Below are 23,954 nucleotides of genomic sequence, written 5' to 3' on the forward strand. Positions count from 1 at the left end.
GTGCAACAGCCAGGTTTACTGGAACAGACCTGTCAAATTTATTTGCGAAGGCATAATACACAGCTGACCAGGGCCTGGGGTTGCGTAATTGCAGATCGCATAGTTATTGCCGGGGTGACGGTTGATACGCGATTCGATGAGCGTCAAGGTCATCGCCAGCGCGGTGATCGATAGCAAAACGACAAACATGTTCTCAGTTCTTATTTTTGTTTTCATGCTGACTCCAGTCTGCAAAAGCAATCGTGAAGGTTCTTTGAGGGTTCTTGTCTAGCCGTATCTGTTACAAATTTCCTCTTCTACAGGCTACGTCGGCCCGTTTCTTCCTGAATCGTCCAAATGGACTATTCATTTGAAGAGCCGGATTTTGGCAATGCGTAGGCGATGACGTAGTCGCCCAAAGCGGTGCCCATATGGGCGTGCCCGCCAGCGGCGATGATCAGGTACTGGCGTCCGTCATTTGATGAGATGTAGCTCATAGGCGTGGCTTGACCACCTGCGGGAAGTCGGGCCTTCCAAAGTTCCTTGCCCGTTTTAGTCTCAAAAGCGCGTAAAAAGTTATCGGTGGCCGCGGCAATGAAAACCAGGCCACTGGCCGTGACGATAGACCCGCCTTGATTCGGCATCCCTAGTTCCAGGGCAATTCCGAGTGGGGCATTGTCTTGGGTTGTGCCCAGGGGGACCTCCCATAGGCGCTGTTTGGTCTTCAAGTCGATGGCGCTCAACACGCCCCATGGAGGTGCTGTGCAAGGTATGCCTAGCTCGGAAAGAAATGGCGTATTCTGCACCGCATACGGGGTGCCAAATGAGGGGTTGTACTGGACTATCCCTGCCTTTAGCTGTTGATCGGACTCTTCACGGGGGATGAGTTTGACGATGGAGGCGATGCGGTTGGTGTTGGCGATAAGGATCTGACGCTGCTCGTCCACCGCGACACTGCCCCAGCTGCTGGCGCCAAGATTGCTAGGGTAGTTCACTGTGCCTTGCAGAGAAGGGGGCGTGAAGATGCCTTCGTGGCGGTAACGTCGGAACTCGCGAAGGCAAAAAAAGCGGTCCAGTGGCGTTAATCCCCAAATATCCTCTTCCGTTAACGATGTGGGGTGCAGAGACGGCATGTCGCTCGAGAACGGCTGCGTGGGCGAAGTATGGTCTCCGAGGGCCGCCCCACCAGGTACTGGGCGTTCACTCACGTTGCTCAGAGGCGTGCCTGTACGGCGATCGAGAACGAACAACTGGCCGGTTTTGGTGGCTTGGATCAGCGCGGGCAGCCCATTGAATTCTGTCAACACTGGCTGAGAGGCGACGTCATAATCCCAGAGGTCATGATGAACGGTCTGAAAAGCCCAGCGGACTTTGCCAGTATTCACTTCCAGTGCGACAACCGAGCTGGTGTAGCGCTCCTCTATTGGACTGCGTCCTGCACCAAAGTAATCTGGCGAGCGGTTGCCGGTTGGGATGTAGACCAAACCTAGCTGTGGGTCTGCGCTGAACACTGACCAGGCGTTGGCTGAACCTCGGGTGTAGGGTTTGTCAGGCTGATCGGCCTCGATGGCACCGGAGTCCCAAGCCCATATCTCCTTGCCTGTGTGGACATCAAAAGCCCGGACGACCCCACTCGGAACATCTGTAGATTGGTTATCAAGCACCAGGCCACCAATGATCACCCTGTCACCTACAACGGTGGGCGGGGAGGTAACGCTATAGAAGCCAGGGGTAACGCTGCCCAGGCGCTCAAGCAGCGATACGGTGCCGTTGACACCGAAGTCGGTACACGGTTTGCCAGTCTTGGCATTGAGCGCCAGCAACCGTCCATCCAGCGTGGCCGCGAGAATTCGCGTCGGGCACGCTGAAGGTGTCTGGTTTTCTGGGTTCTCGGCGTGATAAGCCACGCCTCGGCAGGTCACAAGATAGTGTCCTGCGGTATAAGTTTTTGGGTCGAACCGCCAACGCTCTTTGCCGCTGTCAGCATCCAGGGCGATGATGATGTTGTGTGGCGTGCAGAAATAAAGGCTGTCATCGACTTTCAGCGGCGTGGCTTCAAACGCTGGCAGGTTCTTTGGGTCTTGCGTTGCCAGGTCACCGGTTTGGTACGTCCACGCCACTTGAAGGTTCTGTACGTTTTCCGGACCGATTTGGGTGGCGGGCACGAAGCGCGTGCCCGATTGGCTGCGTCCGTAATGCGGCCACTGGTCGTTCGCGGGAACGTCTGCAAGCGTCATGCTCGCGAACGGCAACATCAGGCCCGCGATAGCCAGACGCTGCCGGGCGCTCAGGTCGAAAATAAGGTCCATGCGCGGCATCTCGTTTTAAGTGTTCAGGCGCCGTTGTTGTCATCCCAAGGGTGTGCAAGGCCCGGGTCGGTTTGAATGATGAATTGCTTGAGCAGGTTTTTCAGGGAGACGGATTCCCAATAGCCGAAACGGTCGAGCACGTCTGCCTCCAGCGCTTTGGCTGCGGCGATGATACGCAAGGTCGAGTCACGGCCGACGTCCGTGAGGTAGCAGGTGGTGCCCTCGATCCGCACGAAGCCCTTGTCGCGTAACCCTTCAAGGACTTGCTCGGTGGCCTCGAAACCCGTGTAGGAGAACAGACTGTTGAGCTTTTCGAGGCTGCGTCCATCCTTGACGCTGAGCACGCTCAAGAAAAAATACTCAGTATCGTTCAGGCCATAACCCAGCGCGTGTTGACGGATCTGGCTGTAGAACTGGAAGTGGGCGCGTGCGAGGAGATAACCAATGAAGTCTTCGCTGAAGCTTGAGTCCACATCAGCACCCTGCGCCATGGACAAGGCAGCGCTTTTGCGCGTTGCGACAGCGTATTTCCCCGCTTGAAACACCAGTGGCGCAACAGGCTGGTGGTCGAATTCGATGACCTCTCCGACGAAAATGATGTGATCGCCGCCTTCATACATAAAAGACGTCTTGCATTGCATGCGGGTGCAGCAGCCATTAAGTAACGGCACGTCGCCCAGGCCGCGGACGATGTCGACGCCGCTGAACTTGTCTTCGCCACTTTTCGCGAAGCGGTTCGACAGGGCCTCCTGCTCAGCGGAGAGGATGTGCACGGCCCAGTATTCGCTGGTTTCGAACGCCTGCAGGTTGCGAGAAGACTTGGCCAGGCTCCACAAGACCATAGGGGGATCGAGTGAAACCGAGTTGAAGCTGTTGGCGGTGATGCCGACAGGTGTGCCGTCCGGTGCACTGGCAGTAATGATGGTGACACCCGTGGTGAATGTACCTAGCGCACTGCGGAATTCGCGGGGATCGAACTGGGTTTTAGCGTTCATGATAGGCCTCACGGATCTTGTTTTTTTCAAAAGTGATGAGTGCGAAGGAAGGGCTTCAACTGGCCAGCTTTTGCGTGACGACGAGTTGGAATGCGCTATTGATCGGTTCGAGAACGGCGCGCCATTCATGGGGACCTTTCTCGATCGGTTGCACAACGAGGACATCGGTGGCGGCCAGACGCTCGATGACAAGTTCAATATCGTGCTCAACCTCGATGACCAAAGCAGGTTTATCAATAATGCGCTCTGCTTTGCTGGCCAACGTGAGGCTCAGCGGCGCAGGCTGGAAGGCGGCATATCGATCGGTGTCACGAAATTTAAGGGCCAGGCCAAGTGTGTCCTGAAGCAGGTCCAAGGTTGATTCAAGGTTTGCAACGGGTAACAACAGGGCTTTGAGCTTCATAGGACTCACTCCAGCGGCGATGACCTTAGCCTAAGGGGTCTTCGCTGGAATTCATCGTCCGATGGGACTAGCCTGCAAGGTAACTGTCGCTTTTTCACCTTTCTGACCGCCTGGCACCACATCGTCCAAATGAACGATTGCCGCTGGGCGCAGGGCGTCTACATTTTGGCTAGCATTCCCTTTCATAGGATTTGAGAGGTAGGATCCCAAACATCTTGGCGGTACCTCTTCAACCGATGTGTTGAACTCCACAATAAAAATAAGCGGGGAGAGAAGCATGAGACTCGTTTGGCCTGAACCTGTATTGCACAGTGACGTTTGCCCCCCCACCTGTGAATCTGCCGACATGAGCGAACTACCTGATGGAGGGGCCAACTCTGACGTTTTTTCACGTAGCCGTATGGCTCCAGCTAAGTTTAATGAGCTGATTTCACTTATTTACGAAGGCCCCCTGGAGACGCTGCCCTGGGCAAGCTCACTGAATTTTTTGCGCGACCTGCTTGATGCAAATTGGGTCACGTTGATCTTGCGTCCTGCTTCGGAACGAAATGATGCGCTGATTATCAACGCCGGCCCCAAAGGGCCCTTCATGGAGCAAGGAAAATTCTCCAGTCGCACCGCTTTCACCCTTGATCCCTTCGTAGGCTTGCCGGCAGACAAGGTGCTAACGGTGGAAGAGATGATCGGTGCCGGCGATTGGCATACGAGTGACTTCTATAAACAGTTTGTCGAACCGTACGATATACGTTATCTGCTGGGGTTCGATATCTATACCAAAGATGGTTCCGAGTGCCGGTTCCGCGTCTGTCGCAGTCATGCATCGCAACCGTTTTCAGATAGGGATCGTGCGGTGTGTGAGGCGTTGCTGCCACATCTGAAGCGCTCTATCGAACTCCATTCCCGACTTGATCACATCGAGTCCGAACGACGCCTGTACGCCGGTGCGGTGGATCGCATGATGTTGGGTACCGTGGTGTTCGATGAGACGGGAACCATCATGAAAACCAACAAGGTGGCCGATGAAATTCTTCGTGCCCATGACGGTATTCACCTTTCAAACGGGACATTGGAAGCCAAGTACTCGGCGGAAAATCGTTCACTTCAGCAGTTCATTCGCACAGCGCTGGAAAATGCGACCAATCTCCCCCAGGCGATGTCGATTACCCGACCCTCCGGATTAGCCAAATATGGTGTGGCAATACGCTCGGTACCCTTGAGCGAATGGTCGGAGGGGCGGCATCGGCCTGCGGTGATGGTGTTCCTGCGCGATCCTGAGCACAAATCCCAGGCTTCCCCCGATGTGATTCAATCGCTGTTCGAACTGACTCCCGCCGAAGCGGCGCTGGCCCTGTTGCTGGCTGACGGGATGACCTTGGAAGAAGCGGCGGATGACCTCAATATTCGTAAGAATACGGCGCGGGCGCATCTGCGTTCGATCTTTTCCAAAACAGGGGTGACGCGTCAGACAGCGCTCGTACGTTTGCTGTTGGGCAGCATTACACCCAACAACGATTAGTTGGATCAGTCCTAGATATCGGCCTCTTATGAGGCCGTGAACCGTGTTTCGAAAAGGTCGGCAAAACGATCGAATTCGGCATGGGGTAAATCGTTTATGCCGGCGGCCCCGCGTCGGCCTCCACCCGTGGGGAACGCTCTGCAGAACTCATCGGCGCCCAAACTGCTATTGGCAGGTACCCGGATGCTTACGGTGAAACCGCCTCTGGATTTTGGCGACAAAATGGCGATGGCGTGGCCGGGTTGAGCCTGCATCAGCTCGTTGGCCAATACCCCAATAGCCCGGCGAGCCCAGGCTTTGTCCGGCAGCACGACAATTGACGAGGCCGATCCCTGGCGTACGGGCTGTAGCTGGCGAGCTTGTTCCATATCGGCCTCGTAACCGGTGCTGAGCGCGGCGAATGCTTTTGAACTACAGACGAAATCAAGTGGATCGTTGTAGGGAAGCATCTCCTCGGCCAGCAGTGCCGGGTCGAAGTGCAAGTCTTCGACGCTCTCACCATAGGCGTTGTAGTTCAGGTAGATGCCGAGCTTTTCCAGGATTGCTCGAGCGCTCGCGTCGATGCCGGCCGCGGCCGCCATTGCGTTGGCTACTTTGGGCAGGTTGTCGCCAAAGGCTGCCGCAATGGCCCAGGCATGATAAGCACCGCCCAGATAACGATCGACCAAAATGCTGGTGCATACGTCGACCGCCGTATCGATATGCGATGTGAAGCGTTCATGATCGGGTTGTTCACCCGCAAAGTGATGGTCGAAATACCGAATGCAGGCTCCGCTGTCGAGCAGCCTGGTCAGGCCAGCACGATTGGTATCCAGGGAAATATCCAGGGCAATGACTTCATCACCTTCGTCGGCAATGACTCGATCGAGCAGCTTGATGTCGCGTTTGACCCCGGTGACCAGTTGCGCTTGCCTCGGATCGGCAAGGCGTAACTGCTGAAGCGCGCATAGCCCGTCCGCGTCGCCATTGAAAGCATAAATCAGACTCATCCTGAAATCCTCAGCGGTTTGCCGCTTTGTTTGCGGAATGCAGCGCTTCAGCGTGCTGTTTCAGACCGTTGGCGACGGCATCGAAGTTTTGTTTCACCCAAGGCCCGAAGGTTCGCATGATGGAGTCAGCATTGAGGCCCAGAAAAATATCCGTGGTGAAGTACCGGCAGCGTTCGGGGCCCAAGCTCTCAATGTACTGGTCGCGGCGAGCAGCGTCCTTGGAGTCAGCGGTCGGTCGTTGCTCCCAGGACAGCAGTAGGTTTGGTTCGTACGCAACCAGATACTCTACGACGCAAAAACGCTTATCCGGTTTGGCAGGGTCCGGAATGTAGAGATGGACCGGGGCGCCTATTTCCAAGCTTGATTCAACGGCTACCGTGAACGAATTCCATCGATCGTATTGTGGGAGGTCCACCAGGATCTGCCAGACCAACTCAGCGGGCGCCTCAATCTCGACCACCACGGATGTGACAATATTTTCAGCCTTGCTCATATGTTCATCTCCACAGTGATTCAGGGCGCCATGAACTCGCCGCCGTTGATGTCGAGCCAGGCGCCAGTGATGGCCTTGGCATAGTCGGATACCAGGAACAGCGCACCCTTGGCGCAGTCGTCGTCAGTCGGGATATGCCCCATGGGGATATTGACCGACACCGCCGAAACCTGCTCTTGCACGCTGACGCCCTGTTCTCGCTCGAGGTGTTGCATGTATTGCTCAACGGGTGTGCCCCACATCCAACCCATCGCTGCCGTATTGACCCGCACGCCGAACGGTGCGTACTCCTGCGCCAGGTACTTCACAGCGGTGGCCAAGGCACCTTTCGACGCGGCGTACCCCCCCTGGCCGACCAGTGGTTTGCGGGTCACCAGGGAGTTGATCATTACCATGGCGCCGCCGCCTTGGAGCTTCATCTGCTTGGCCGCCTCAAGCGCCAGATTCATGGTGCCGAATACGTTGGTCTGGAAAATTTCTTGCCAGCCCTGGGTGCCGGCGTTTTGCAAATTGTCCATGACGTTGCCGGGGTTGTAGGCGCTATTGACCAGGCAGTCCAAACGACCGAAATGCGCGACCGTCTGCTCTACCAAGTTGCGACATTGGCCGGGATCGAGAATATCGGTCGGCACTTTGAGCACTTCACAAGGCAGTTGCAAAGCGTTGATGCGCAACTGCGCGTCATCAAGCTTGGCCATGCTCCGCGCCGCCAATACCACGCCACGCGCGCCGGCACGGGCGGCCTCAATGGCCAGTTTTACGCCGAGACCTGGACCTATCCCCGAAATCACTACAACTTTGTTTTGTAAAATCATGCTGGCAGTCCTTGACGAGGTTTACGCACTCTTCTCCAGGCGCGGGAGGATGTAACGCTCACGGTAGGCGGCGAAATCGAGTTCAAGCTGTTCCTTGGTCAATCCCATCTTCACCAGGGAGTATTCATGTGGTGCGCGTTTATCCCGGCTGCTGGACGACAGCCATTGCTGCATCAGTTGCTCGACTTCCGGTGTCAACTCGACGCCGATGAAGGGATAGATGAGCTTGATGACTTCGAGAGGACGAGCGACGGCGTCCAGATACCAGACATCGAGAAAGCGATCCTGGGGTTGGCTGTCTCGCACGGCCAGCGCATCGCGCAAACCTTTGGCGAATTTCGCCGACCAGATGCTGGCCGCTTTTTTAGGATCGGCCTTGTCGCTGTAGACGCCCCAGATGGTGTAGGCAAAGCTGCTCATCGATGGAATGGTTTCCAGCGGGTCGCGATGGGTCTGAATGACTTTGACGCCGGGGAATACCTTGAACAGTGTGTCCATGGCATGGGTATGGTGCGGTGCTTTCAGGACCCAGCGTTGCGCGACTTCCCCGCGTTGACGCTTCTGCCATTGCAGGAACTGCAACTGTTTCTTCAGGTACACATACGCAGGCGTCTGATCCTGGCGGCCGAGCCATTCGGTGTAATCAGGGACGTTGGCATAGGCGTACATGGCACTCAGAAACGAGTGCTCCATCAGCACCACTTCTTCATCACATAACTCGGCGTCCAGAGGGTGCATGGTCAGCAACTCCGGCATCGCCTCGATCATCATCTTGACTTCCGCTTTGCCCAAGGCAATCCGAGGGTCCGATTTTCCGGCCTCGGCAGTAGCCAGTGGGGCTGGGTAACGCACTTCCCACCAAGCAGGTGTGTAAAAACGGGGATCTCGCGCCAGAACACGGTGCAGCATGGTGGTGCCAGTGCGCGGCAGACCAACGATGACCACCGGATCTGCGATGTCCTCGTTGAGAATCTCAGGGTATTGCCGCACGTAGCTTTCCAGCACCAGGCGCGAGCCCAGGCTTTCGACGAGGCGCTCAGCGAACATTTGCCTGCCCACAGTGCTCAGTTGGCCATCTTTTTTTATAGAGGCCAGCAGCACCTCAAGACCTTCACGAAAGCTCGGGTCGCCGAAATCGTTTAGGCCGTTATTGCGAGCAATCGCCTCAGCGAGCAGGGCGTCGGTATCCAGCGGTAGGGTGGTCGTCATGTCTTAGAGTCCTTGTAGCCATTCGTTGAGTTGCATCACGCGAGTACGGGGATGAACCTGTTCTTTTGCGCCAATCCAGCGGAAACACAGCGTGCCGTCGTGATGGCCTGCGGTTTCCAGCCAATTTGGGGTGCCTGGATCACGATGAGCGATCACCAGCGTTACGCTACCGTCTGGGTTTGGCCTGGCGGAGTGCTGATTTAGTGAGATTCGGAAGTAGCGGTAGTCCAGCGATTCCATCCAGTAGTTATTGACCTGGATGTTCCAGTACTCACAGTCCGGAATACGGTCCAGATGAATGACCAGGGCTTCGTCTTCAGTCAATTTCCAGCGCGAGTGGTAATAAAAAATATTAGGGTCACCACCGACGGATTGGCAGAGCGCCTGGTCTGCGGGGGGCAGCTGGTTAATGTGCCTTTCGTAGCTTTGCGCCCAATTGGCAAAGGTGGTTGCGGTGTTTTCGACAAAACGGGCTGCTTGAACAAGGTTATTACTCAGCTTCTCGGGGCTGATCGGCAACGGTTTACCATCGACGTCAACGCGTTCGATCTTCAGCTGGGCCGGCTTCTCGTTGGCTCGATCAAGAAATACTTGTCGTATCAATAACTGGATGCTGTCGGGAGCCATTTTTAGCCAGTTGCCCGGTTGCGGGTGCTGACTAACGAGGAGTTCGAAACTGCCATCCTCTGCGAACGTCAGGCTGTTGCTGTCGATGAAACCACCGGGCTCCAGCTTGCCGGACTTGTCGTAGCCTCCGCGCTTGGTGCTGAAGTTGATCGATGTGGCTGTTCCCCGTGTTCCACTGACCCTGTAGGTATATTGACCGTTGATACGGGCGGCCAGGTACCCCATGTCCGGGTTATCGGCGCCGATCTTCGCGGTCTCGTGGGACGGCACCATAAACGTCGGGAATAGCTCGTCACCGGCCTCGACAAACATCTCCAGACCGATGCGCGCCAAGCGACTCAGATAACGCATGCCTTCGGCCTGGTTGAAGTCGTCTTGAGGCGCCTCCCTGCGTTGAAGTTGCAGACCTGCGCGCTTGAGAGTGTCGCAGTACAACGCCCAGGTTTGGGCGTGTTCACCCATTGCCTCTGTCAGGTCTACCACGCGGGCTTCCTCTAATCTGGTTGGTATGTCCGCAGAGTAGAAAACCTGTCAAGTATGCTCATCGTCCTTTCGGACTAACTATCTGTGCGGTGGAGTGGATTGTTTTCAGGTTCATGCGTCATTCGACGCGCTTGCCCGGGAATGCGGCGAAGGGGAGAGGGCAATTAGGGAGAAAACGGGGAGGACTCAGTGCCTGCGTGGGGGCGCTGAGTCCGGGGGAGGTCAGGCGCTTTTGGCGTTGGCTGGTGCTTTGTTGCGGGCACGGGCCATGTCCATGGCGGTGTCCTCGATCATGTCTTCCTGACCGCCCACCATGCCGCGAGCGCCCAACTCGACCAGAATATCCCGAGCACTGACACCGTACTTGGCTTCGGCACGCTTGGCGAACAACAGGAAAGACGAGTAAACCCCGGCATAGCCCAACGTCAGCGAGTCGCGATCGATGCGTACCATGTGGTCCATCATCGGCAGTACGATGTCTTCAGCAACGTCCATGATTTTGTAAAGATCGACGCCGGTTTCGATGCCCATCCGATTGCACACGGCAACGAACACTTCCAGCGGCGTATTGCCCGCTCCAGCTCCCAGGCCATTGGTCGAACCGTCTATACGTACTGCGCCGGCTTCGATGGCGGCCAGCGAGTTGGCAATCCCCATGGCCATGTTGTGGTGGCCGTGGAAACCGATTTCGGTTTCCGGTTTGAGCGCGGCACGCAGTGCGCCAATACGTTCGGTCACGTCCCCGGGAAGCATGTAGCCTGCGGAGTCAGTGGTATAGATGCAGTTTGCGCCATAGGATTCCATCAGTTTGGCCTGGGTAACCAACTGCTCACCGCTGACCATGTGCGCCATCATGAGAAAGCCCACGGTGTCCATTTCCAGTTTGCGAGCCAAGGCGATGTGTTGTTCCGAGACATCGGCCTCGGTGCAATGGGTGGCAATGCGGATGGTATGTACGCCCAGATCTTTGGCCATGCGCAGGTGATCGACCGTACCAATGCCCGGCAGCAGCAGGGCTGACGCCTTGGAGTGCTTAAGCTCGCCAATCACCGCGCTCAGGTACTGCTCGTCTGTATGGGCCGGGAAACCGTAGTTCACCGACGCACCGCCCAGGCCGTCACCGTGGGTGACTTCCAGCAGCGGCATGCCGGCATCGTCCAGGCCGCGGGCGACCGCACGCATTTGCTCAAGGCTGATCTGGTGACGTTTGGGATGCATGCCGTCGCGCAGCGTGTTGTCGTGCAGAATGATTTTCTTGCCTTGCAGGTTCATGTCAGGCCTCCAGCGCGGTCTGGGGTTCGAGGTTCAAGTTACCGTTGAGGATTTCCTCTGCGAACATCTCAGCAGTCCGGGCTGCGGCGGCCGTCATGATGTCCAGGTTTCCGGCGTACTTGGGCAGGTAGTCCCCCAGTCCCTCGACCTCCATGAAAATCGACACGCGATTGCCATCGAATACCGGACCGTTCTTGAGGCGGTAACCGGGCACGTACTTCTGCACGTCGGCGATCATGGCGTTTACCGAAGCGATAATTGCCGCTTGATCGGGTTCGGATTCAGTCAAACAGTGGATGGTGTCGCGCATCATCATCGGCGGTTCTGCCGGGTTGATGACGATGATTGCCTTACCTTGCTTTGCGCCGCCGACACGTTCGATGGCGCCCGCAGTGGTGCGGGTGAACTCATCGATATTCTTGCGGGTGCCCGGGCCGACTGAACGAGAGGACACGGTCGCGACGATTTCACCATAGGCGACCGGTTGCACCCGTGAGACTGCGGCGACCATCGGGATCGTCGCCTGGCCGCCACACGTCACCATGTTCACGTTCATTTGCCGCTGTCCGACCTGTTCGCGCAGGTTGACCGGTGGCACGCAATACGGTCCGATCGCGGCCGGGGTGAGGTCGATCATTAATACGCCCAGCGCATTGAGCTTTCGCGAGTTCTCGGCGTGCACGTAGGCTGACGTGGCGTCGAAGGCGATTTGAATACCGTCCTCGAGCACATGAGGCAATAGACCGTCTACGCCACGGTCCGTGACCTTCATGCCCATCTCGCGAGCACGCACCAGACCTTCGGATGTGGGATCGATACCCACCATCCAGACCGGTTCGAGCACAGGGCTGCGGCTCAGTTTGTAGAGCAGATCGGTGCCGATGTTGCCTGGGCCGATCACTGCACATCTGATTTTTTTCATGTTGCACCTCCAGAAACGTGATGGGGGACGGTCATCAGTCGATGAAGCTGACCGAAGCTGCGCCTAGTCCTTCAATGGTGAGCTCGAAGCTGTCACCGGCGCAGGCCGGCACCAACGGTGCGAGAGACCCGGACAAGATGATTTCCCCGGCTCGAAATGGAATGCCGAAGCGTCCCAGGGTATTGGCCAGCCAGGCCACTGCTTCGGCGGGATGGCCCTGGACGGCGCTACCTAGCCCAGAACCCGCGGCGATGCCATTGCGCAACAGATCGAGACGGACGCTGGCCAGGTCCAGTTCGCGAGGTGCGGTGCGCTGATCGCCGAGTACGAACACACCGCATGAAGCGTTATCCGCCACGGTGTCCTGGATGCGGATTTTCCAATCAGTGATCCGCGAGTCGACGATTTCGAAGCACGGCAACACCCATTCAGTGGCATCCAGTACGTCTTCACGCGTAACGTTGCCGTGGAGGTCCTCTTTGAGGATGAAGGCAATCTCACCCTCCGCCCGCGGCTGGATCAGGCCGGACTGACTGAGGCTGATGCTGGCGCCGTTGACGTAATGCATCGCATCAGTCAGAAACCCGAAGTCTGGTTGGTGTACGTTGAGCATGTCCTGGACGGCTTTGCTGGTGACGCCGATTTTTTTGCCGACCAGTTGTTCGCCGGCGGCGAGCCGTCGTTGCAGGATGTGTAAGGAGATGTAATAGGCATCGTCGATGCTGATTTCGGGATGATGCGTGGTCAGTGGCGAAAGTGTCTGGCGCGTGCGCAGCGCGGTATACAACGCGTCACCCAACTCACTGATGAGGTGCTGGTCCATGGAGAATCCCTTAGCCGTTTTGTAAGAAGTCGAGACAGGTCCGATTGAACAGGTCGCGGTGCTCGACCATGACCCAATGCCCGCAGCGGTTGACGAGGACAAAACGTGCGTTTTGGCAATGCGTCAGGACTTTGAGCGCTCCTTCGGCGGGGCAGAATTTGTCGTTGCTCCCCCAGAAGCCAAGCACCGGACAGGTGATTTCAGCAAGGCGCTCACTCAAGTTCGGCACGCGCATGGTCGAGAGCACGCTTTTGGGTTGCAGGGCACAAATCGGGACGCGCTGATCAAGCAACTCTTCAGTGATCAACGAGGGGTCATAGACCAGAATGGAGAGCAGGCGGCGCATACCCTCGCGGTCCAGTACCCCATCAGCGAAGTCGCGCATCATTTTCTGGATGCCTTCCATCTGGAAGTACACCTCGCGCTCCTCCAGCCCGCCAGGCCCCATCAGGATCAGTTTGCTGACTGCCTCGGGAAAATCGAGTGCATATTTGAGTGCAATCGCTCCACCCAGGGAATTGCCAACCAGAACGCAGCACTGTACGTCCAATGCCTGCATGAACTGATGCAGGGCGCTGACAAAGAAGTCCAGAACATAGTTCTCGTCTTCGGGTTTGGACGATAGGCCATATCCAGGAAGGTCGGGAACCAACGTTCGATAACCCTGTTCATTGAACCATGGGTAGTTACCCTGGAAATTGCTGTAGCCGCTGGCGCCCGGACCGCTGCCATGAATGAACACCAACGTGTCACCCTGACCATCGTCCTGATAATTGATATCCAGACCGCTGGGTATGCGTATTTGTTTGGCCGATGGAATAGGGGGCATCTGGGGCGCCATAGGTTAGTCCGTTGGTAGCGTGTGACAACTCTTGATCGAGTGGTCATTTCACCTTCAACGACATCATCAATGTGCGCCCGGCTCGAGGCATCGTCTGTTCAGACTAGCCCGTGGCAGTGCGATGTCAGCGGGTTTCGCGGGGGCTGGGGAGGAGGGTGCAGTGCCAGATATCGGCCAGGGCCTGGAGCATCATATCGGTCGCCGCAGGCCAGCCGCGGACTACCCATTCGAGCATGCAGGTTTCCAGCTGTACGATCAGCAGAAAGGCCCTTTGTTTAGCTTCTTCCGGGCTCATATGCGCCCAGCGCTCATCAGGTGCAGTGGTCAAGATTTCAGTGTATTCGTGCAGGTGACGATGATATTCACTACGCAATTCATTCTGGCGGTTGTCGACCAGTACCCCCATCAGTTTCGCATCCCGCTTCCAGGCCTGGCTGACCTCAAGTAACCAATCGTACAAGCTTTCGCGACTCCAGTCAGGCAATAGACTAAAGCGCGTATACAGCTCACTGGCGCTGATCCAGATCTCCTGTGTCAACTCTTGCAGGAGCTCATTGATGCTTGTGAAGTGCAGGTAAAACGTCGCCCGACTCACCTGTGCGGCACACGCGATATCGGCGGCGTTAACTTGCAAGCCCTGTTCACTGAACAGCTCGCGTGCGGTAGCGATTAGCCTTTGGCGAGTTGCCTGTTTTTGTTGTTCGCGTTTATTCAAAAAAGCCTCGAAGCGTATGGCCGATGTTTGGTACGGCGATTTTGGCACAACCATCGCGAGCAAGGAGTACGCCCATTTTATTTGTCGAGAGGGTCTTGGCGTACGAGAAAAAATCTGGGTAGACTCGTGTCTATTGAAAATAATAACAAAAAGGAACCGGCTCATGGCTGATAGCTATTCAAGTGTGGGACCGACTTTGCGTTTTGATGGGAAAGTGGTGCTGATAACTGGAGCCGGACGTGGCTTGGGTCGTGCTTACGCTCTGCTTCTGGCGGCGCGAGGGGCTAAGGTGGTTGTCAATGACCCCGGCGTCGGATACTTCGGTGACGCCTGTCAGGAGTCGCCGGCTCATGAAGTCGTTCAAACGATTAGTGCCGCCGGAGGGATCGCTGTCGCCGACTGTCAGAGCGTCTCAGAGGCCCCCGAGCAAATCATCAACCGGGTAATAGACGCGTTCGGCCGGCTGGATATCGTCATCAATAACGCAGGCATCACCGGTGGTGGGGCTTTTGCGCAGATACTTAAAGAAGATTTCGATCGGATTCTCGACGTGCATGTTCAGGGCACGCTGGGCATTTTGCGCGCAGCTTGGCCACATCTGGTCGCCAGTGGGGCCGGGCGTGTGCTCAATACCGCATCACAGGCTGTTTTCGGCGCCCCGGGAGCCAGCTCCTATGTCGCGGCGAAATCCACGATTTTTGGCCTGTGCCGGACCCTGGCGGCAGAAGGGCGCGAAGCCGGTATCCACGTCAATACCATCATGCCCTCTGCTTATACGCGCATGACGGCGCTGGTCCCGGACGATCGTTTTCGCCAATACCTGATCAATCACTATCGCCCTGAATCGGTAGCCGCATTTGTGGTTTGGCTGCTGCATGACAGCACTCGACTTACCGGTGAAACGTTCTCCGTTGGAGGAGGTCAGGCGACCCGGGTGATGCTAGTGGAAAACCAGGGTCATAAGGTGCTGGACGATGAGCCGGAAGCCTGGCTCGGGAGTGAGGATGAATTGTTGAAACAAGTCGATCTACAGGCGCCTGTTTCGATGATGGATGAACTGCGCCTTCAAGCTCGACATTTGGGGCCAGGAGCTGTTGAGGCGCATGCGGCTTTGCAGCTCGAGCGTGCCGATTCCAACAATAACAATGCTTGAACCTGAGGACATCTCACCATGACGACCCTCCTGCCCCCCATATCCATGAAGCACCGCGCACCAGTGGAAGGATTCCCCAAGGGGTGGTATTGCCTGGCCGAGTCGGATCAGATATTCGCCGATACCTTGTTGCCAGTGAGCTGGCTCAATCAAGAGTTTATTGTTTATCGAACCGCCAGTGGGGCGGCTCAAGCAGCTGATGCTTACTGCCCGCATCTGGGTGCACATCTGGCCTCCCATGAAGGGGGCATAGAGGGTGGGAAGATCGTTTGCCCGTTCCACAAGTGGCGATACGACGCGCAGACAGGTCGATGCGTCAATATCCCCTACGCGAAGATGGTCCCGCCCGTTAAGCTCAAACTCTACCCCACACGGGAAATCAACGGCATGGTCGTGGTCTGGTATCACCCCGCCGGTGAAACACCCGACCACGAGCCGTTCAACAGCGCCGTGCTGGATCAAGGCAAGTGGGTGCTGTACGACAGTCGCGATTGGATAACGACCTGTCCCTTCCGGGATGTTTTGGAAAACCTTTTCGACACCGCGCACATCGTTCAGCTGCATAACGCCACCGAGATGCCGGCCTTGGGCAGTATCGAGCGAACTGTACATGGTCTGAAAGTTGATTATGTCATTGATCCAGACAAATCTGATCAACCCTTGAAGCGGTTGGAGTGTCAGTTTTCAGGTATTTCACTCATGGTGCAGCACTATGAGTTCCAAGGGGCCGAAGCGTTGTTCGTCTTTTCCTTTACCCCCATTGATGACGAACGTTTTGTCCAGAAGACCCGCTTGTATCTACTCGACAACGGAAATCCCGAGCTTCTGGATTCGATTGGCAAGCCTTTCGTGGCGCGTTTTGTCTATGAAGTGGATCAGGATATGGCGATTCTGAACTACAAGAAGCACCTACCGCAGCCAAGGTTGTGTGATGGCGATGGACCGATTTTGCGCTTCCGCGAATACGCCAACGAATTTTATCGCTGACTTTTATACGGACGGAATTCATGAACGCTATTGAGATCCAGGTGCAGGATCGCGAAGGTATCGTGCGACGGTTGGCGGTACCTGTCCGGCAATCGCTGATGGTTGGGCTGCGTGACGCAGGATGCGGGATTGATGGTACATGCGGTGGCATGTGCTCGTGTGGCTCTTGCCATGTTTACATTGATAACGCCTGGGCCGGGCACTTACCGCCGGCGAGCGAAGATGAAGCAGCGATGCTCGATGCGCTCTCGGGTATCGTTGAGGTGACAGAGTTCTCACGACTGGCGTGTCAGATCCAATCTGAAGCGTCTTTGTCGGGGTTGATGCTGATTGTAGGGCCTGAGATATGACGGTAAGGCCATCACAGGTTCTTATTATCGGTGCTGGTCATGCCGGCGGCTCCGTAGCAGCCGCATTACGTCAGTTTGGCTGGACTGGATCGATTACGTTGTTGGGGGAAGAGACTCATCTACCGTATCAACGACCTCCACTGTCAAAGGCCTGGTTGATGGGCAGCGTTGAATTGTCCAGCGTGATGCTGAGGCCCGAAGCGTTTTACCTGGAGCAACTGATTGAGCTGCGCCTGGACACTCGGGTTCTGGGCATCGAACCTGAGAGGAGGCGTGTGGTTCTGGCTGATGGTTCGACCTTGAAATATGACTACCTGATCATTGCCACAGGTACTCGACCCCGGCAGTTGAGCATTCCCGGAACGGAACTGGGGGAAGTATCGACCCTGCGCACACTGGACGATGCAGAGCGTCTGCGTCATGTTTTAAGCCCAGGAAAGCGCTTGGCAATCATTGGTGGTGGTTACATCGGTTTGGAGACTGCGGCATCAGCTCGGGCCCGCGGGGCGGAGGTTATCGTCATCGAACGCGAGTCGCGTCTGCTCGCCAGGGTAGCCCATCCGCTGTTATCGACCTTCTTCCAAGAAGTCCACGAAGGCCATGGTGTCGAGTTCGTCATGAATAGCGAGCTAGTGAGTCTGTCGGAAGGTGCTGAGGGGCAGGTAGGAGCGCTCATGTTGCGAGACGGCCAAATTATCGAGTGCGATCAGGTACTGGTTGGTATCGGTGCTCAGGCCAACGACGAGTTGGCGCTGGCGGCAGGTATGGCCTGCGACAACGGTATTCTGGTGGATGAGTTCGCCCGCACTTCGCTGGCTGGGGTTTATGCCGTCGGTGATGTGACCCGTCGTCCGCTGCCCCATTATGAGCACCGCCTTATGCGGCTGGAAAGCGTAGCCAATGCCCTCGAGCAAGCCCGGCAAGCGGCGGTTCAGATTTGTGGTGGTGTGCCCCCATCGGCTGAGGTGCCATGGTTCTGGTCTGATCAATATCAATACAAGTTACAGATCGCCGGCATTCCATTCGGAGCTAACCAATGCATCTTGCGCGGTAACCCGCAGAGTGGAAAGTTCGCGTTGTTCCACTTGGCTGATGAGCGGTTGGTCGCGGTCGAGTCAGTCAATAGCCCCGCCGATTTTTTGCAGGGCAAAGCGTTGATAGATCGCGGCGCTGAACTCGATACCGTACGTTTGGCGGACCTCGCGTGCAGCCTGAAAAGCGCGGAAATTTGCCGCGCTTTCCAGTGACTCAACGGTGCGATTTTTGTGAACATCAACAGCCGAGGTACAGTGCTTTTCGCTTCGTGAAGAAGGCTTCGATTCCACGACCGAAGTCTTGGGTTTGAGTACACGCGCAAAACGCTTCGCGTTCGGCGTCCAGTTGCTCCTCAAGGCTACGTTGCAAGGCGTTTCGCAGCAGCCTTTTGGTTTGCCCCAAGGCGAATGTCGGCCCCTCGGCCAAACGATTGGCCAGGTGTTCGGTTTCAGCCTGGAGATCATCCGCCGCCACCTTCTTGCCGATCAAACCCAGGCGCAACGCTTCGTCGGCATCGAACGGCTCGCTAAGCAGAAGTAGTTCCATCGCCTTGTGCAGACCGACCAGCCTTGGCAGATGCCATGAGGCCGACGCATCAGGGCTGGTGCCAATCGAGGCATAAGCCAAGTTGAAGCGCGTGCCATGGGCGGCCAGAACGAAATCACAGGCCAGCGCGATGCTGACACCCGCGCCTGCGACCGCGCCGTGTACGCTGGCAATCACCGGTTGTGACAGCCCGGTCATGATGCTCAGCGCCTCATGTAACGGTTCAATCAATGCTTGGGCATTTTCCAGCGGGTTTTCTCGCAGGCTGGCAAGATCTCCCCCTGCGATGAACGCACGGCCGGCGCCCTTGAGGATAACGACACGGGTATCGCTGGAGGCAGCGATGGTCCGTATGGCGTCGCGAAACGCCAAAGCCATCGGGACATTAATTGCATTTAGCGCTGCAGGGCGATTGAAAAGAAGGTGAGCAACCGGGCCGTCCAGGGTCAAGGTCAGTGGTGCCGCTTCACTGTTCATTGCTGATCTCCTGGGAGGGAGTGGGACGGCAAATTTGGGGTGAAGTAGGCTGCGCAGGCCGCACCTCGGGTTTTGGCCTTGGCGAGTTCCTCCTTGGCGACGGTGCGCAGATGCACCTCGTCCGGGCCGTCAATGAAGTGCAGTGCGCGTCCCCAGGTCCAGAGGAATGCGAGCGGGGTATCGGCGGTCATGCCCATTGCACCAAATACTTGAATGGCCCGATCCAGCACGCGGGTTTGCAGGCGTGCGGCGACCAGTTTGATGGCCGAGACATCGACACGGGCACTGTTATTGCCCAAACGATCGATTGTGTCTGCGGCGCGCAGCACCAGGAGGCGTGCCTGATCGATCTCTACTCGCGATTCGGCAATCCAGTCACGCACATTGGAGAAGTCGGCGAGGTGACGACCGAAAGCCTTGCGCTCCAGGGCGCGGGTGCACATCAATTCGAGCGCCAGTTCGCATTGACCGATGGTGCGCATGCAATGATGAATACGGCCCGGCCCAAGACGTGCCTGGGCGAGGGAGAAACCGCCGCCTTCCTTGCCCAGCAGGTGATCAAGGGGAACACGCACATTGCTGAGCAATACTTCGCAATGCCCCTCGACGGCATAATGATGCATGAGCGGCACATTGCGCACGATCTGCACGCCGGGAGTGTCCATCGGCACAAGGATCATCGAGTGGTTTTGATGGCTGCTGCTTTCCTCGGCATTGCGGCCCAAAACGATCATCAGTTTGCAGTTTGGGTGCAGAGCACCGGTGGTGAACCACTTGCGCCCGTTGATCACATACTGCTCACCGACGCGCTCAATGCGCGTTGCGATGTTGGTGGCATCAGAGGAGGCGACATCCGGCTCGGTCATGGCGAAACAGGAGCGAATGTCACCGTCCAGCAGGGGTTTGAGCCAACGCTGGTACTGCGCGGGGCTGGCCGCGAGGTGCAACAGTTCCATGTTGCCGGAGTCTGGCGCGTTGCAGTTGAACACTTCGGCAGCCCAGGGCAGTCTGCCCATGATCTCCGACAGTGGCGCGTATTCGAGATTGCTTAACCGAGTGCCAGGCTCGTCCGATCGCAGGGCTGGCAGAAACAGGTTCCACAGTCCTTCGTCCTTGGCGAGCGCTTTAAGATCATTGATCAGCTCGAGTGGATAAATACCTTGCTCAGCCTGGTGATGCCATTGGACGTTGGCCGGCAGCAAGTAATTATCGTAGAACGCTTGCAGGCGTTGTTGCAGCTGAACGACGTGGGGCGGGTATTCAAAGTTCATGGGCGGGTCTCGACGGGTCAGATGACAATGGCGTGATCGAGCAGCTCAAGGCCGCGTCGGGCGAACGCTTTTCCCAAGGGGCCGACGCTTGCAGCGTTCTCCGACGCTGCGCTGCCGGACCGTGCCCGAGCGGCTATGCCTTCGAAAATCACCGCCAGGCGAAACAGCGCGAAAGCGAAGTGAAAGGTTTCGGCCCCTCGATTGCGTTGGGTGGCGTGGTAGTACTGCTGCAAATACTCTGCTTGCGAGGGTATGCCCAGTGCCCGGAGGTCCAGGTCGCGGATGCCGCCGTACTCAGACGGTAGGGTGTGCCAGGCAATGCAGTTGTAAGCCAGATCGGCCAATGGGTGACCCAGGGTTGAGAGCTCCCAGTCGAGCACGCCGATGACGCGCGGTTCCGTGGGGTGAAACATCAGATTGCCCAGTCGGAAATCGCCGTGGCACACCGTGGTTTCATCGTCTTGGGGCAAATTGACGCGAAGCCAGGCCAGCAGGCGGTCGAGCTCGGGATTATCGTGTTGCTCGGCCGTTTCCCATTGCGTACCCCAGCGCGCCAGCTGCCTGGAAAAGTAATGGCCTTCCCGGCCGTAGTCAGAAAGACCGATTGCCCGCCAGTCCACTTGGTGCAGGTCTGCCAGGGTCAGGGCCATCGATTCATACATCGCTCTACGGTCGTCGGGTGAGACCCCGGGCAGGCTGTATTCAGGAAAAACGCGCCCTTGGAGTCTTTCCATTAAATAGAAGGGCGTTCCGACGATGTCGGGTTCTGCGTGATACAAAACTGTTTTGGGGACTGGCACCCGGGACTGTGCCAGCGCCGTCATGACCCTGTATTCACGATCTACCGCGTGGGCGGAGGGCAGGATCTCGCCACTCGGTTTTTTACGCAGCACCAGTTCGCGATTGTCAAAGGAGACGAAAAACGTCGGGTTGGATTGACCACCGCCAATACGCTCAAGGCGCATCTCTCCTTGCAGCCCGCTGATGTTGTCCTTGAGAAAGGTCTCAAGTTGTACGGGATGGAATTCAGTAATGATTGAGGACTCTTTTTTTGTCATTGTGAGCAACTCTCGGGCAGGACTGGATCAGTCGGCACTGCTGCGGGTGGTGGTTGATCTGCAATTGAGGCCGTTCATCAGTAAGTCGATGCATTGGTTGCCGATTTCTTCGACCTTGAGCGGGCCCTTCGGGTCATACCAACGGGCAATCCAACTCAGCGCACCGGCGATGGTGAACGCCGCTATTTTGGGGTCGCAGGGCCTCAAGACCCCGTCGGCGATACCTTGCTGAATCAGGCTGCGGAACTTGAGATCGATGCGGCTTTTCAGTCGTCGCAGCTTGCGACGACTGTCCAAAGGCAACGGATCTTCGCCTACACGTATCAGGCACATACCGAAATCCATCGTTACGATTTCGGCGTATTTGCGCATCACGGCGATCAGGTTCTCTTTTGAGTCGCTACCGCCCTGAATCGCTTCGTCCGAGGCGCTTTCCAACATCTCCAAGCCGATGCGTACGCATTCGAAAAGGATTTCGTCCTTGTTCTTCACGTAGTAATAAACCGTCGGCTTGCTCACGTTGAGCCGCTCAGCCACTTCGTCCAGGGAGGTGGCATGAAAGCCTTTCTCATTGAACAGCTCGGCAGCCGTACGTAACACGGCGTCGCGTTTGTTTTCCCGTTCGGCCAGGCGGTCCTGCTTATTGGCCCATGGTGAGCGCTTGTCGATGGTGTCCGTCATGGAAGTCCCTGCTCAAACACGTGGCGGCTGAAAGGCACCATTTGTTCCGAAAACTACTCGCCCCAAAAGACGCTGTTCGTGCTTTCCAGGAAATAGCTTACTCGCGGGTAGGGGTCTGAAAAATAGTCTAAACAGACGATGCGGTCAGAGGAGGCAGGGGCGAACACTTATAACAACTGCGGTGCTGAGGATCGGGTTTACCAAGGCTGTTGCTCGATTCATCCGCCGCGACAATCCAGAAAAACAAGAAAATGCGAGGTCTGCGATGAAGACCAATGTATGCCTTGGAATGCTCGGACATGGATCAGCCAGCTTGACTGGCTGCATTGCCCACTCTCGAGCAATGGGAGCCGCATCGATATGAGTGTTGAACCATGCATTGAGCCTTTGTCTCAATGTGCATTCGAGGCACGTTTCACCGATGCCTTGCAGATGTTTGAAGCCGCACACGACAAGGCGCCGCAAGCCGCTGCCTTGCACTATTTCGATACCACGCTCAGCTACGCGCAACTGAACCGGGATGCCAACGCGTTGGCCGCATTCTGGCAGTCACAAGGTGTGGTGGCCGGAGATCGCATTGGGTTGTTTCTGCAAAATGTTCCGCAGTTTGTGATTGGTCTGATTGCCAGTTGGAAGCTGGGGGCCATTGCGGTGAGCATCAACCCGATGAACCGGGCTCGGGAGTTATCGTTGCTGCTGGAGGATAGCCAGGCCAGAGTCCTGATGCTTCATGATTCTCTCTATCATGAAGTCGTCGCTGAGCTTGAGCATCGACCCGACAACTTGCTGTTAATTGTTGTGGGAGACCATGAGCTTCAGAGTCGTAATGATCCACGTATTTTTGGCGTGCCCCCGGTGCCTGCGGGAGAGGGATTTTTTCTGCATGACCTGACAACGTCATGGGCCGACTCCAAGCCTGTTTGTCCACGGATCAAGGGCAGTGACATTGCCACTATTGTGTACACCTCAGGTACTACGGGGCTCCCAAAGGGGGTGGAACACAGTCATGTGGGGTACGTCTTTAACAGCGAGGCTTTTCGCGATTGGGCTACGCTGGATGATGGTGTGCCGATTGTGGCGTTGGCACCCCTCTTTCACGTTACCGGTCTGATTCTGCATATCGGTGTCGCCTTTGCTTGCTCCGCTCCTCTGGTGCTGACTGGACGCTTTCATCCCGAGGTTTTTGCCGAAGCTGTTCAGACTTACCGGGCTACCTTCACGATCGGCGCCATCACCGCGTTTATCGCACTGCTCAATGCAGACAAGGTCGGTTCAGAACAGCTTGTTTCTCTGTCCAAAATCTACTCCGGAGGGGCACCGATACCAGAGGCTGTGGTCAGTGCCTTCCAGCGAAAATTCGCGCATGACATACGTGGGGTCTATGGGCTGACAGAAACCACTTCGGTGGCAACGGCCGTGCCTCACGATCGCTTGGCTGTGTGTAACGAAGAGGGGGTGTTGTCGGTTGGATTACCCATTCACTCGACGTGCTTGCGTATTACCGACGAGCAGGGACGGTCGCTACCGACGGGCAGCATTGGGGAAATCTTGATTCGTGGCCCGCAAGTGATGCGGGGCTACTGGCAACGCCCCGACGCGACTCAGGAGGCTATGAGCGATGGTTTTTTGCGTAGCGGTGACGTCGGGTATGTCGACGCTGAGGGCTGGCTGTTTCTCGTTGATCGGATGAAGGATGTGATCATCGCCTCCGGATTCAAGGTCTGGCCACGTGAAGTTGAGGACGTTCTATACGGTCATCCGGATGTGCGTGAAGTCGCTGTGGTAGGCGTTAAAGATGACTATCGCGGGGAAAGCGTAAAAGCCTTCGTCAGCCTGAAGACGGACGCCCAGGTAACACCTGAGCAACTGATAGCGTTCTGTAAATCACGCATGGCTGCCTACAAATATCCAAGGCAAATCGAGTTTCGCGACGATCTGCCTAAAACCACCACTGGAAAAATCATGCGCAAGGCATTGCGTTGATGGGCACGCCATGTTCGCCAAC

The 23,954-nt window shown here is 56.6% G+C and carries 24 protein-coding genes; 6 read left to right on the forward strand and 18 right to left on the reverse strand.

Annotated elements, in window-relative coordinates; translation table 11 throughout:
* Positions 1-15: 15 nt before the first annotated feature.
* The 4 genes from NL123_RS15650 to NL123_RS15665 all read right to left on the reverse strand — a co-directional run bounded on the left by NL123_RS15650 (position 16) and on the right by NL123_RS15665 (position 3,686).
* Positions 16-216: a hypothetical protein gene (locus NL123_RS15650; RefSeq protein WP_494358246.1), complete on the reverse strand. Its 201-nt coding sequence runs from the start codon at positions 214-216 to the stop codon at positions 16-18.
* Positions 217-341: 125 nt separating this feature from the next.
* A complete protein-coding gene (locus tag NL123_RS15655) occupies positions 342-2,288 on the reverse strand; it encodes a pyrroloquinoline quinone-dependent dehydrogenase (protein WP_494358247.1) in 1,947 nt (648 codons plus the stop codon).
* A gap of 23 nt (positions 2,289-2,311) precedes the next feature.
* A complete protein-coding gene (locus NL123_RS15660) occupies positions 2,312-3,283 on the reverse strand; it encodes a flavin reductase (RefSeq protein ID WP_494358248.1) in 972 nt (323 codons plus the stop codon).
* A gap of 55 nt (positions 3,284-3,338) precedes the next feature.
* Positions 3,339-3,686: a VOC family protein gene (locus NL123_RS15665; RefSeq protein WP_494358249.1), complete on the reverse strand. Its 348-nt coding sequence runs from the start codon at positions 3,684-3,686 to the stop codon at positions 3,339-3,341.
* A 346-nt stretch (positions 3,687-4,032) separates the two neighbouring features.
* Here NL123_RS15665 and NL123_RS15670 point away from each other — a divergent pair, with 346 nt between their 5' ends.
* Positions 4,033-5,202 carry a helix-turn-helix transcriptional regulator gene (locus NL123_RS15670; protein ID WP_494358250.1) on the forward strand — a complete coding sequence of 390 codons (1,170 nt, stop codon included), beginning with the start codon at positions 4,033-4,035 and terminating at the stop codon, positions 5,200-5,202.
* 26 nt (positions 5,203-5,228) lie between these two features.
* Here the strand turns inward: NL123_RS15670 and NL123_RS15675 are convergent, their stop codons facing one another.
* The 10 genes from NL123_RS15675 to NL123_RS15720 all read right to left on the reverse strand — a co-directional run bounded on the left by NL123_RS15675 (position 5,229) and on the right by NL123_RS15720 (position 14,445).
* Positions 5,229-6,191: a hypothetical protein gene (locus tag NL123_RS15675; RefSeq protein ID WP_494358251.1), complete on the reverse strand. Its 963-nt coding sequence runs from the start codon at positions 6,189-6,191 to the stop codon at positions 5,229-5,231.
* 10 nt (positions 6,192-6,201) lie between these two features.
* A complete protein-coding gene (locus tag NL123_RS15680; protein ID WP_494358252.1) occupies positions 6,202-6,684 on the reverse strand; it encodes an SRPBCC domain-containing protein in 483 nt (160 codons plus the stop codon).
* Positions 6,685-6,704: 20 nt separating this feature from the next.
* On the reverse strand, positions 6,705-7,499 hold the full coding sequence (locus tag NL123_RS15685; RefSeq protein WP_494358253.1) for an SDR family oxidoreductase: 795 nt from the start codon (positions 7,497-7,499) through the stop codon (positions 6,705-6,707).
* Positions 7,500-7,520: 21 nt separating this feature from the next.
* On the reverse strand, positions 7,521-8,708 hold the full coding sequence (locus tag NL123_RS15690; RefSeq protein ID WP_494358254.1) for a sulfotransferase family protein: 1,188 nt from the start codon (positions 8,706-8,708) through the stop codon (positions 7,521-7,523).
* Positions 8,709-8,711: 3 nt separating this feature from the next.
* Positions 8,712-9,818 (reverse strand): DUF1214 domain-containing protein, encoded by a 1,107-nt coding sequence (locus NL123_RS15695; protein WP_494358255.1) that lies wholly within the window; start codon positions 9,816-9,818, stop codon positions 8,712-8,714.
* Positions 9,819-10,040: 222 nt separating this feature from the next.
* A complete protein-coding gene (gene dmpG / locus NL123_RS15700; RefSeq protein WP_494358256.1) occupies positions 10,041-11,090 on the reverse strand; it encodes a 4-hydroxy-2-oxovalerate aldolase in 1,050 nt (349 codons plus the stop codon).
* Position 11,091: 1 nt separating this feature from the next.
* Complete coding sequence (locus NL123_RS15705) at positions 11,092-12,012, reverse strand: acetaldehyde dehydrogenase (acetylating) (RefSeq protein WP_494358257.1); 921 nt, start codon at positions 12,010-12,012, stop codon at positions 11,092-11,094.
* A gap of 34 nt (positions 12,013-12,046) precedes the next feature.
* A complete protein-coding gene (locus NL123_RS15710) occupies positions 12,047-12,835 on the reverse strand; it encodes a fumarylacetoacetate hydrolase family protein (RefSeq protein ID WP_494358258.1) in 789 nt (262 codons plus the stop codon).
* Positions 12,836-12,845: 10 nt separating this feature from the next.
* A complete protein-coding gene (locus NL123_RS15715) occupies positions 12,846-13,676 on the reverse strand; it encodes an alpha/beta fold hydrolase (protein WP_494358259.1) in 831 nt (276 codons plus the stop codon).
* A 124-nt stretch (positions 13,677-13,800) separates the two neighbouring features.
* Positions 13,801-14,445: a TetR/AcrR family transcriptional regulator gene (locus NL123_RS15720; RefSeq protein ID WP_494358313.1), complete on the reverse strand. Its 645-nt coding sequence runs from the start codon at positions 14,443-14,445 to the stop codon at positions 13,801-13,803.
* Positions 14,446-14,554: 109 nt separating this feature from the next.
* Here NL123_RS15720 and NL123_RS15725 point away from each other — a divergent pair, with 109 nt between their 5' ends.
* Genes NL123_RS15725 through NL123_RS15740 form a run of 4 tightly spaced genes read left to right on the forward strand, consistent with a single transcriptional unit; the run spans position 14,555 to position 18,128 of the window.
* Positions 14,555-15,544: an SDR family NAD(P)-dependent oxidoreductase gene (locus NL123_RS15725; protein WP_494358260.1), complete on the forward strand. Its 990-nt coding sequence runs from the start codon at positions 14,555-14,557 to the stop codon at positions 15,542-15,544.
* A gap of 18 nt (positions 15,545-15,562) precedes the next feature.
* Entirely contained in the window at positions 15,563-16,531 is a 969-nt protein-coding gene (locus NL123_RS15730) for a Rieske 2Fe-2S domain-containing protein (protein WP_494358261.1), read from the forward strand.
* A 20-nt stretch (positions 16,532-16,551) separates the two neighbouring features.
* Complete coding sequence (locus NL123_RS15735; protein WP_494358262.1) at positions 16,552-16,881, forward strand: 2Fe-2S iron-sulfur cluster-binding protein; 330 nt, start codon at positions 16,552-16,554, stop codon at positions 16,879-16,881.
* On the forward strand, positions 16,878-18,128 hold the full coding sequence (locus NL123_RS15740) for an NAD(P)/FAD-dependent oxidoreductase (RefSeq protein WP_494358263.1): 1,251 nt from the start codon (positions 16,878-16,880) through the stop codon (positions 18,126-18,128). Before NL123_RS15735 ends, NL123_RS15740 begins: the two co-directional genes overlap by 4 nt.
* Before the next feature lie 25 nt (positions 18,129-18,153).
* Here NL123_RS15740 and NL123_RS15745 read toward each other — a convergent pair whose 3' ends face one another.
* Genes NL123_RS15745 through NL123_RS15760 form a run of 4 tightly spaced genes read right to left on the reverse strand, consistent with a single transcriptional unit; the run spans position 18,154 to position 21,949 of the window.
* Complete coding sequence (locus tag NL123_RS15745; protein ID WP_494358264.1) at positions 18,154-18,939, reverse strand: enoyl-CoA hydratase/isomerase family protein; 786 nt, start codon at positions 18,937-18,939, stop codon at positions 18,154-18,156.
* Positions 18,936-20,210: an acyl-CoA dehydrogenase family protein gene (locus NL123_RS15750; RefSeq protein WP_494358265.1), complete on the reverse strand. Its 1,275-nt coding sequence runs from the start codon at positions 20,208-20,210 to the stop codon at positions 18,936-18,938. Before NL123_RS15750 ends, NL123_RS15745 begins: the two co-directional genes overlap by 4 nt.
* A gap of 17 nt (positions 20,211-20,227) precedes the next feature.
* Positions 20,228-21,268 (reverse strand): phosphotransferase family protein, encoded by a 1,041-nt coding sequence (locus tag NL123_RS15755; RefSeq protein ID WP_494358266.1) that lies wholly within the window; start codon positions 21,266-21,268, stop codon positions 20,228-20,230.
* A 27-nt stretch (positions 21,269-21,295) separates the two neighbouring features.
* Entirely contained in the window at positions 21,296-21,949 is a 654-nt protein-coding gene (locus NL123_RS15760; RefSeq protein WP_092243357.1) for a TetR/AcrR family transcriptional regulator, read from the reverse strand.
* Between the two features lie 360 nt (positions 21,950-22,309).
* Between NL123_RS15760 and NL123_RS15765 the strand changes: the two genes are divergently transcribed.
* Positions 22,310-23,932: a class I adenylate-forming enzyme family protein gene (locus NL123_RS15765; RefSeq protein ID WP_494358267.1), complete on the forward strand. Its 1,623-nt coding sequence runs from the start codon at positions 22,310-22,312 to the stop codon at positions 23,930-23,932.
* Positions 23,933-23,954: the final 22 nt, after the last annotated feature.

The organism is Pseudomonas sp. FBCC-B1565 (genome assembly GCF_059133265.1).

Bases quoted from the DNA above. Each gene is read 5' to 3' on its own strand.
- NL123_RS15650 (WP_494358246.1), bottom strand. From the start codon at position 216: ATGAAAACAAAAATAAGAACTGAGAACATGTTTGTCGTTTTGCTATCG.
- NL123_RS15655 (WP_494358247.1), bottom strand. From the start codon at position 2,288: ATGGACCTTATTTTCGACCTGAGCGCCCGGCAGCGTCTGGCTATCGCG.
- NL123_RS15660 (WP_494358248.1), bottom strand. From the start codon at position 3,283: ATGAACGCTAAAACCCAGTTCGATCCCCGCGAATTCCGCAGTGCGCTA.
- NL123_RS15665 (WP_494358249.1), bottom strand. From the start codon at position 3,686: ATGAAGCTCAAAGCCCTGTTGTTACCCGTTGCAAACCTTGAATCAACC.
- NL123_RS15670 (WP_494358250.1), top strand. From the start codon at position 4,033: ATGAGCGAACTACCTGATGGAGGGGCCAACTCTGACGTTTTTTCACGT.
- NL123_RS15675 (WP_494358251.1), bottom strand. From the start codon at position 6,191: ATGAGTCTGATTTATGCTTTCAATGGCGACGCGGACGGGCTATGCGCG.
- NL123_RS15680 (WP_494358252.1), bottom strand. From the start codon at position 6,684: ATGAGCAAGGCTGAAAATATTGTCACATCCGTGGTGGTCGAGATTGAG.
- NL123_RS15685 (WP_494358253.1), bottom strand. From the start codon at position 7,499: ATGATTTTACAAAACAAAGTTGTAGTGATTTCGGGGATAGGTCCAGGT.
- NL123_RS15690 (WP_494358254.1), bottom strand. From the start codon at position 8,708: ATGACGACCACCCTACCGCTGGATACCGACGCCCTGCTCGCTGAGGCG.
- dmpG (WP_494358256.1), bottom strand. From the start codon at position 11,090: ATGAACCTGCAAGGCAAGAAAATCATTCTGCACGACAACACGCTGCGC.
- NL123_RS15705 (WP_494358257.1), bottom strand. From the start codon at position 12,012: ATGAAAAAAATCAGATGTGCAGTGATCGGCCCAGGCAACATCGGCACC.
- NL123_RS15710 (WP_494358258.1), bottom strand. From the start codon at position 12,835: ATGGACCAGCACCTCATCAGTGAGTTGGGTGACGCGTTGTATACCGCG.
- NL123_RS15715 (WP_494358259.1), bottom strand. From the start codon at position 13,676: ATGGCGCCCCAGATGCCCCCTATTCCATCGGCCAAACAAATACGCATA.
- NL123_RS15720 (WP_494358313.1), bottom strand. From the start codon at position 14,445: ATGGTTGTGCCAAAATCGCCGTACCAAACATCGGCCATACGCTTCGAG.
- NL123_RS15725 (WP_494358260.1), top strand. From the start codon at position 14,555: ATGGCTGATAGCTATTCAAGTGTGGGACCGACTTTGCGTTTTGATGGG.
- NL123_RS15730 (WP_494358261.1), top strand. From the start codon at position 15,563: ATGACGACCCTCCTGCCCCCCATATCCATGAAGCACCGCGCACCAGTG.
- NL123_RS15735 (WP_494358262.1), top strand. From the start codon at position 16,552: ATGAACGCTATTGAGATCCAGGTGCAGGATCGCGAAGGTATCGTGCGA.
- NL123_RS15740 (WP_494358263.1), top strand. From the start codon at position 16,878: ATGACGGTAAGGCCATCACAGGTTCTTATTATCGGTGCTGGTCATGCC.
- NL123_RS15745 (WP_494358264.1), bottom strand. From the start codon at position 18,939: ATGAACAGTGAAGCGGCACCACTGACCTTGACCCTGGACGGCCCGGTT.
- NL123_RS15750 (WP_494358265.1), bottom strand. From the start codon at position 20,210: ATGAACTTTGAATACCCGCCCCACGTCGTTCAGCTGCAACAACGCCTG.
- NL123_RS15755 (WP_494358266.1), bottom strand. From the start codon at position 21,268: ATGACAAAAAAAGAGTCCTCAATCATTACTGAATTCCATCCCGTACAA.
- NL123_RS15760 (WP_092243357.1), bottom strand. From the start codon at position 21,949: ATGACGGACACCATCGACAAGCGCTCACCATGGGCCAATAAGCAGGAC.
- NL123_RS15765 (WP_494358267.1), top strand. From the start codon at position 22,310: ATGAGTGTTGAACCATGCATTGAGCCTTTGTCTCAATGTGCATTCGAG.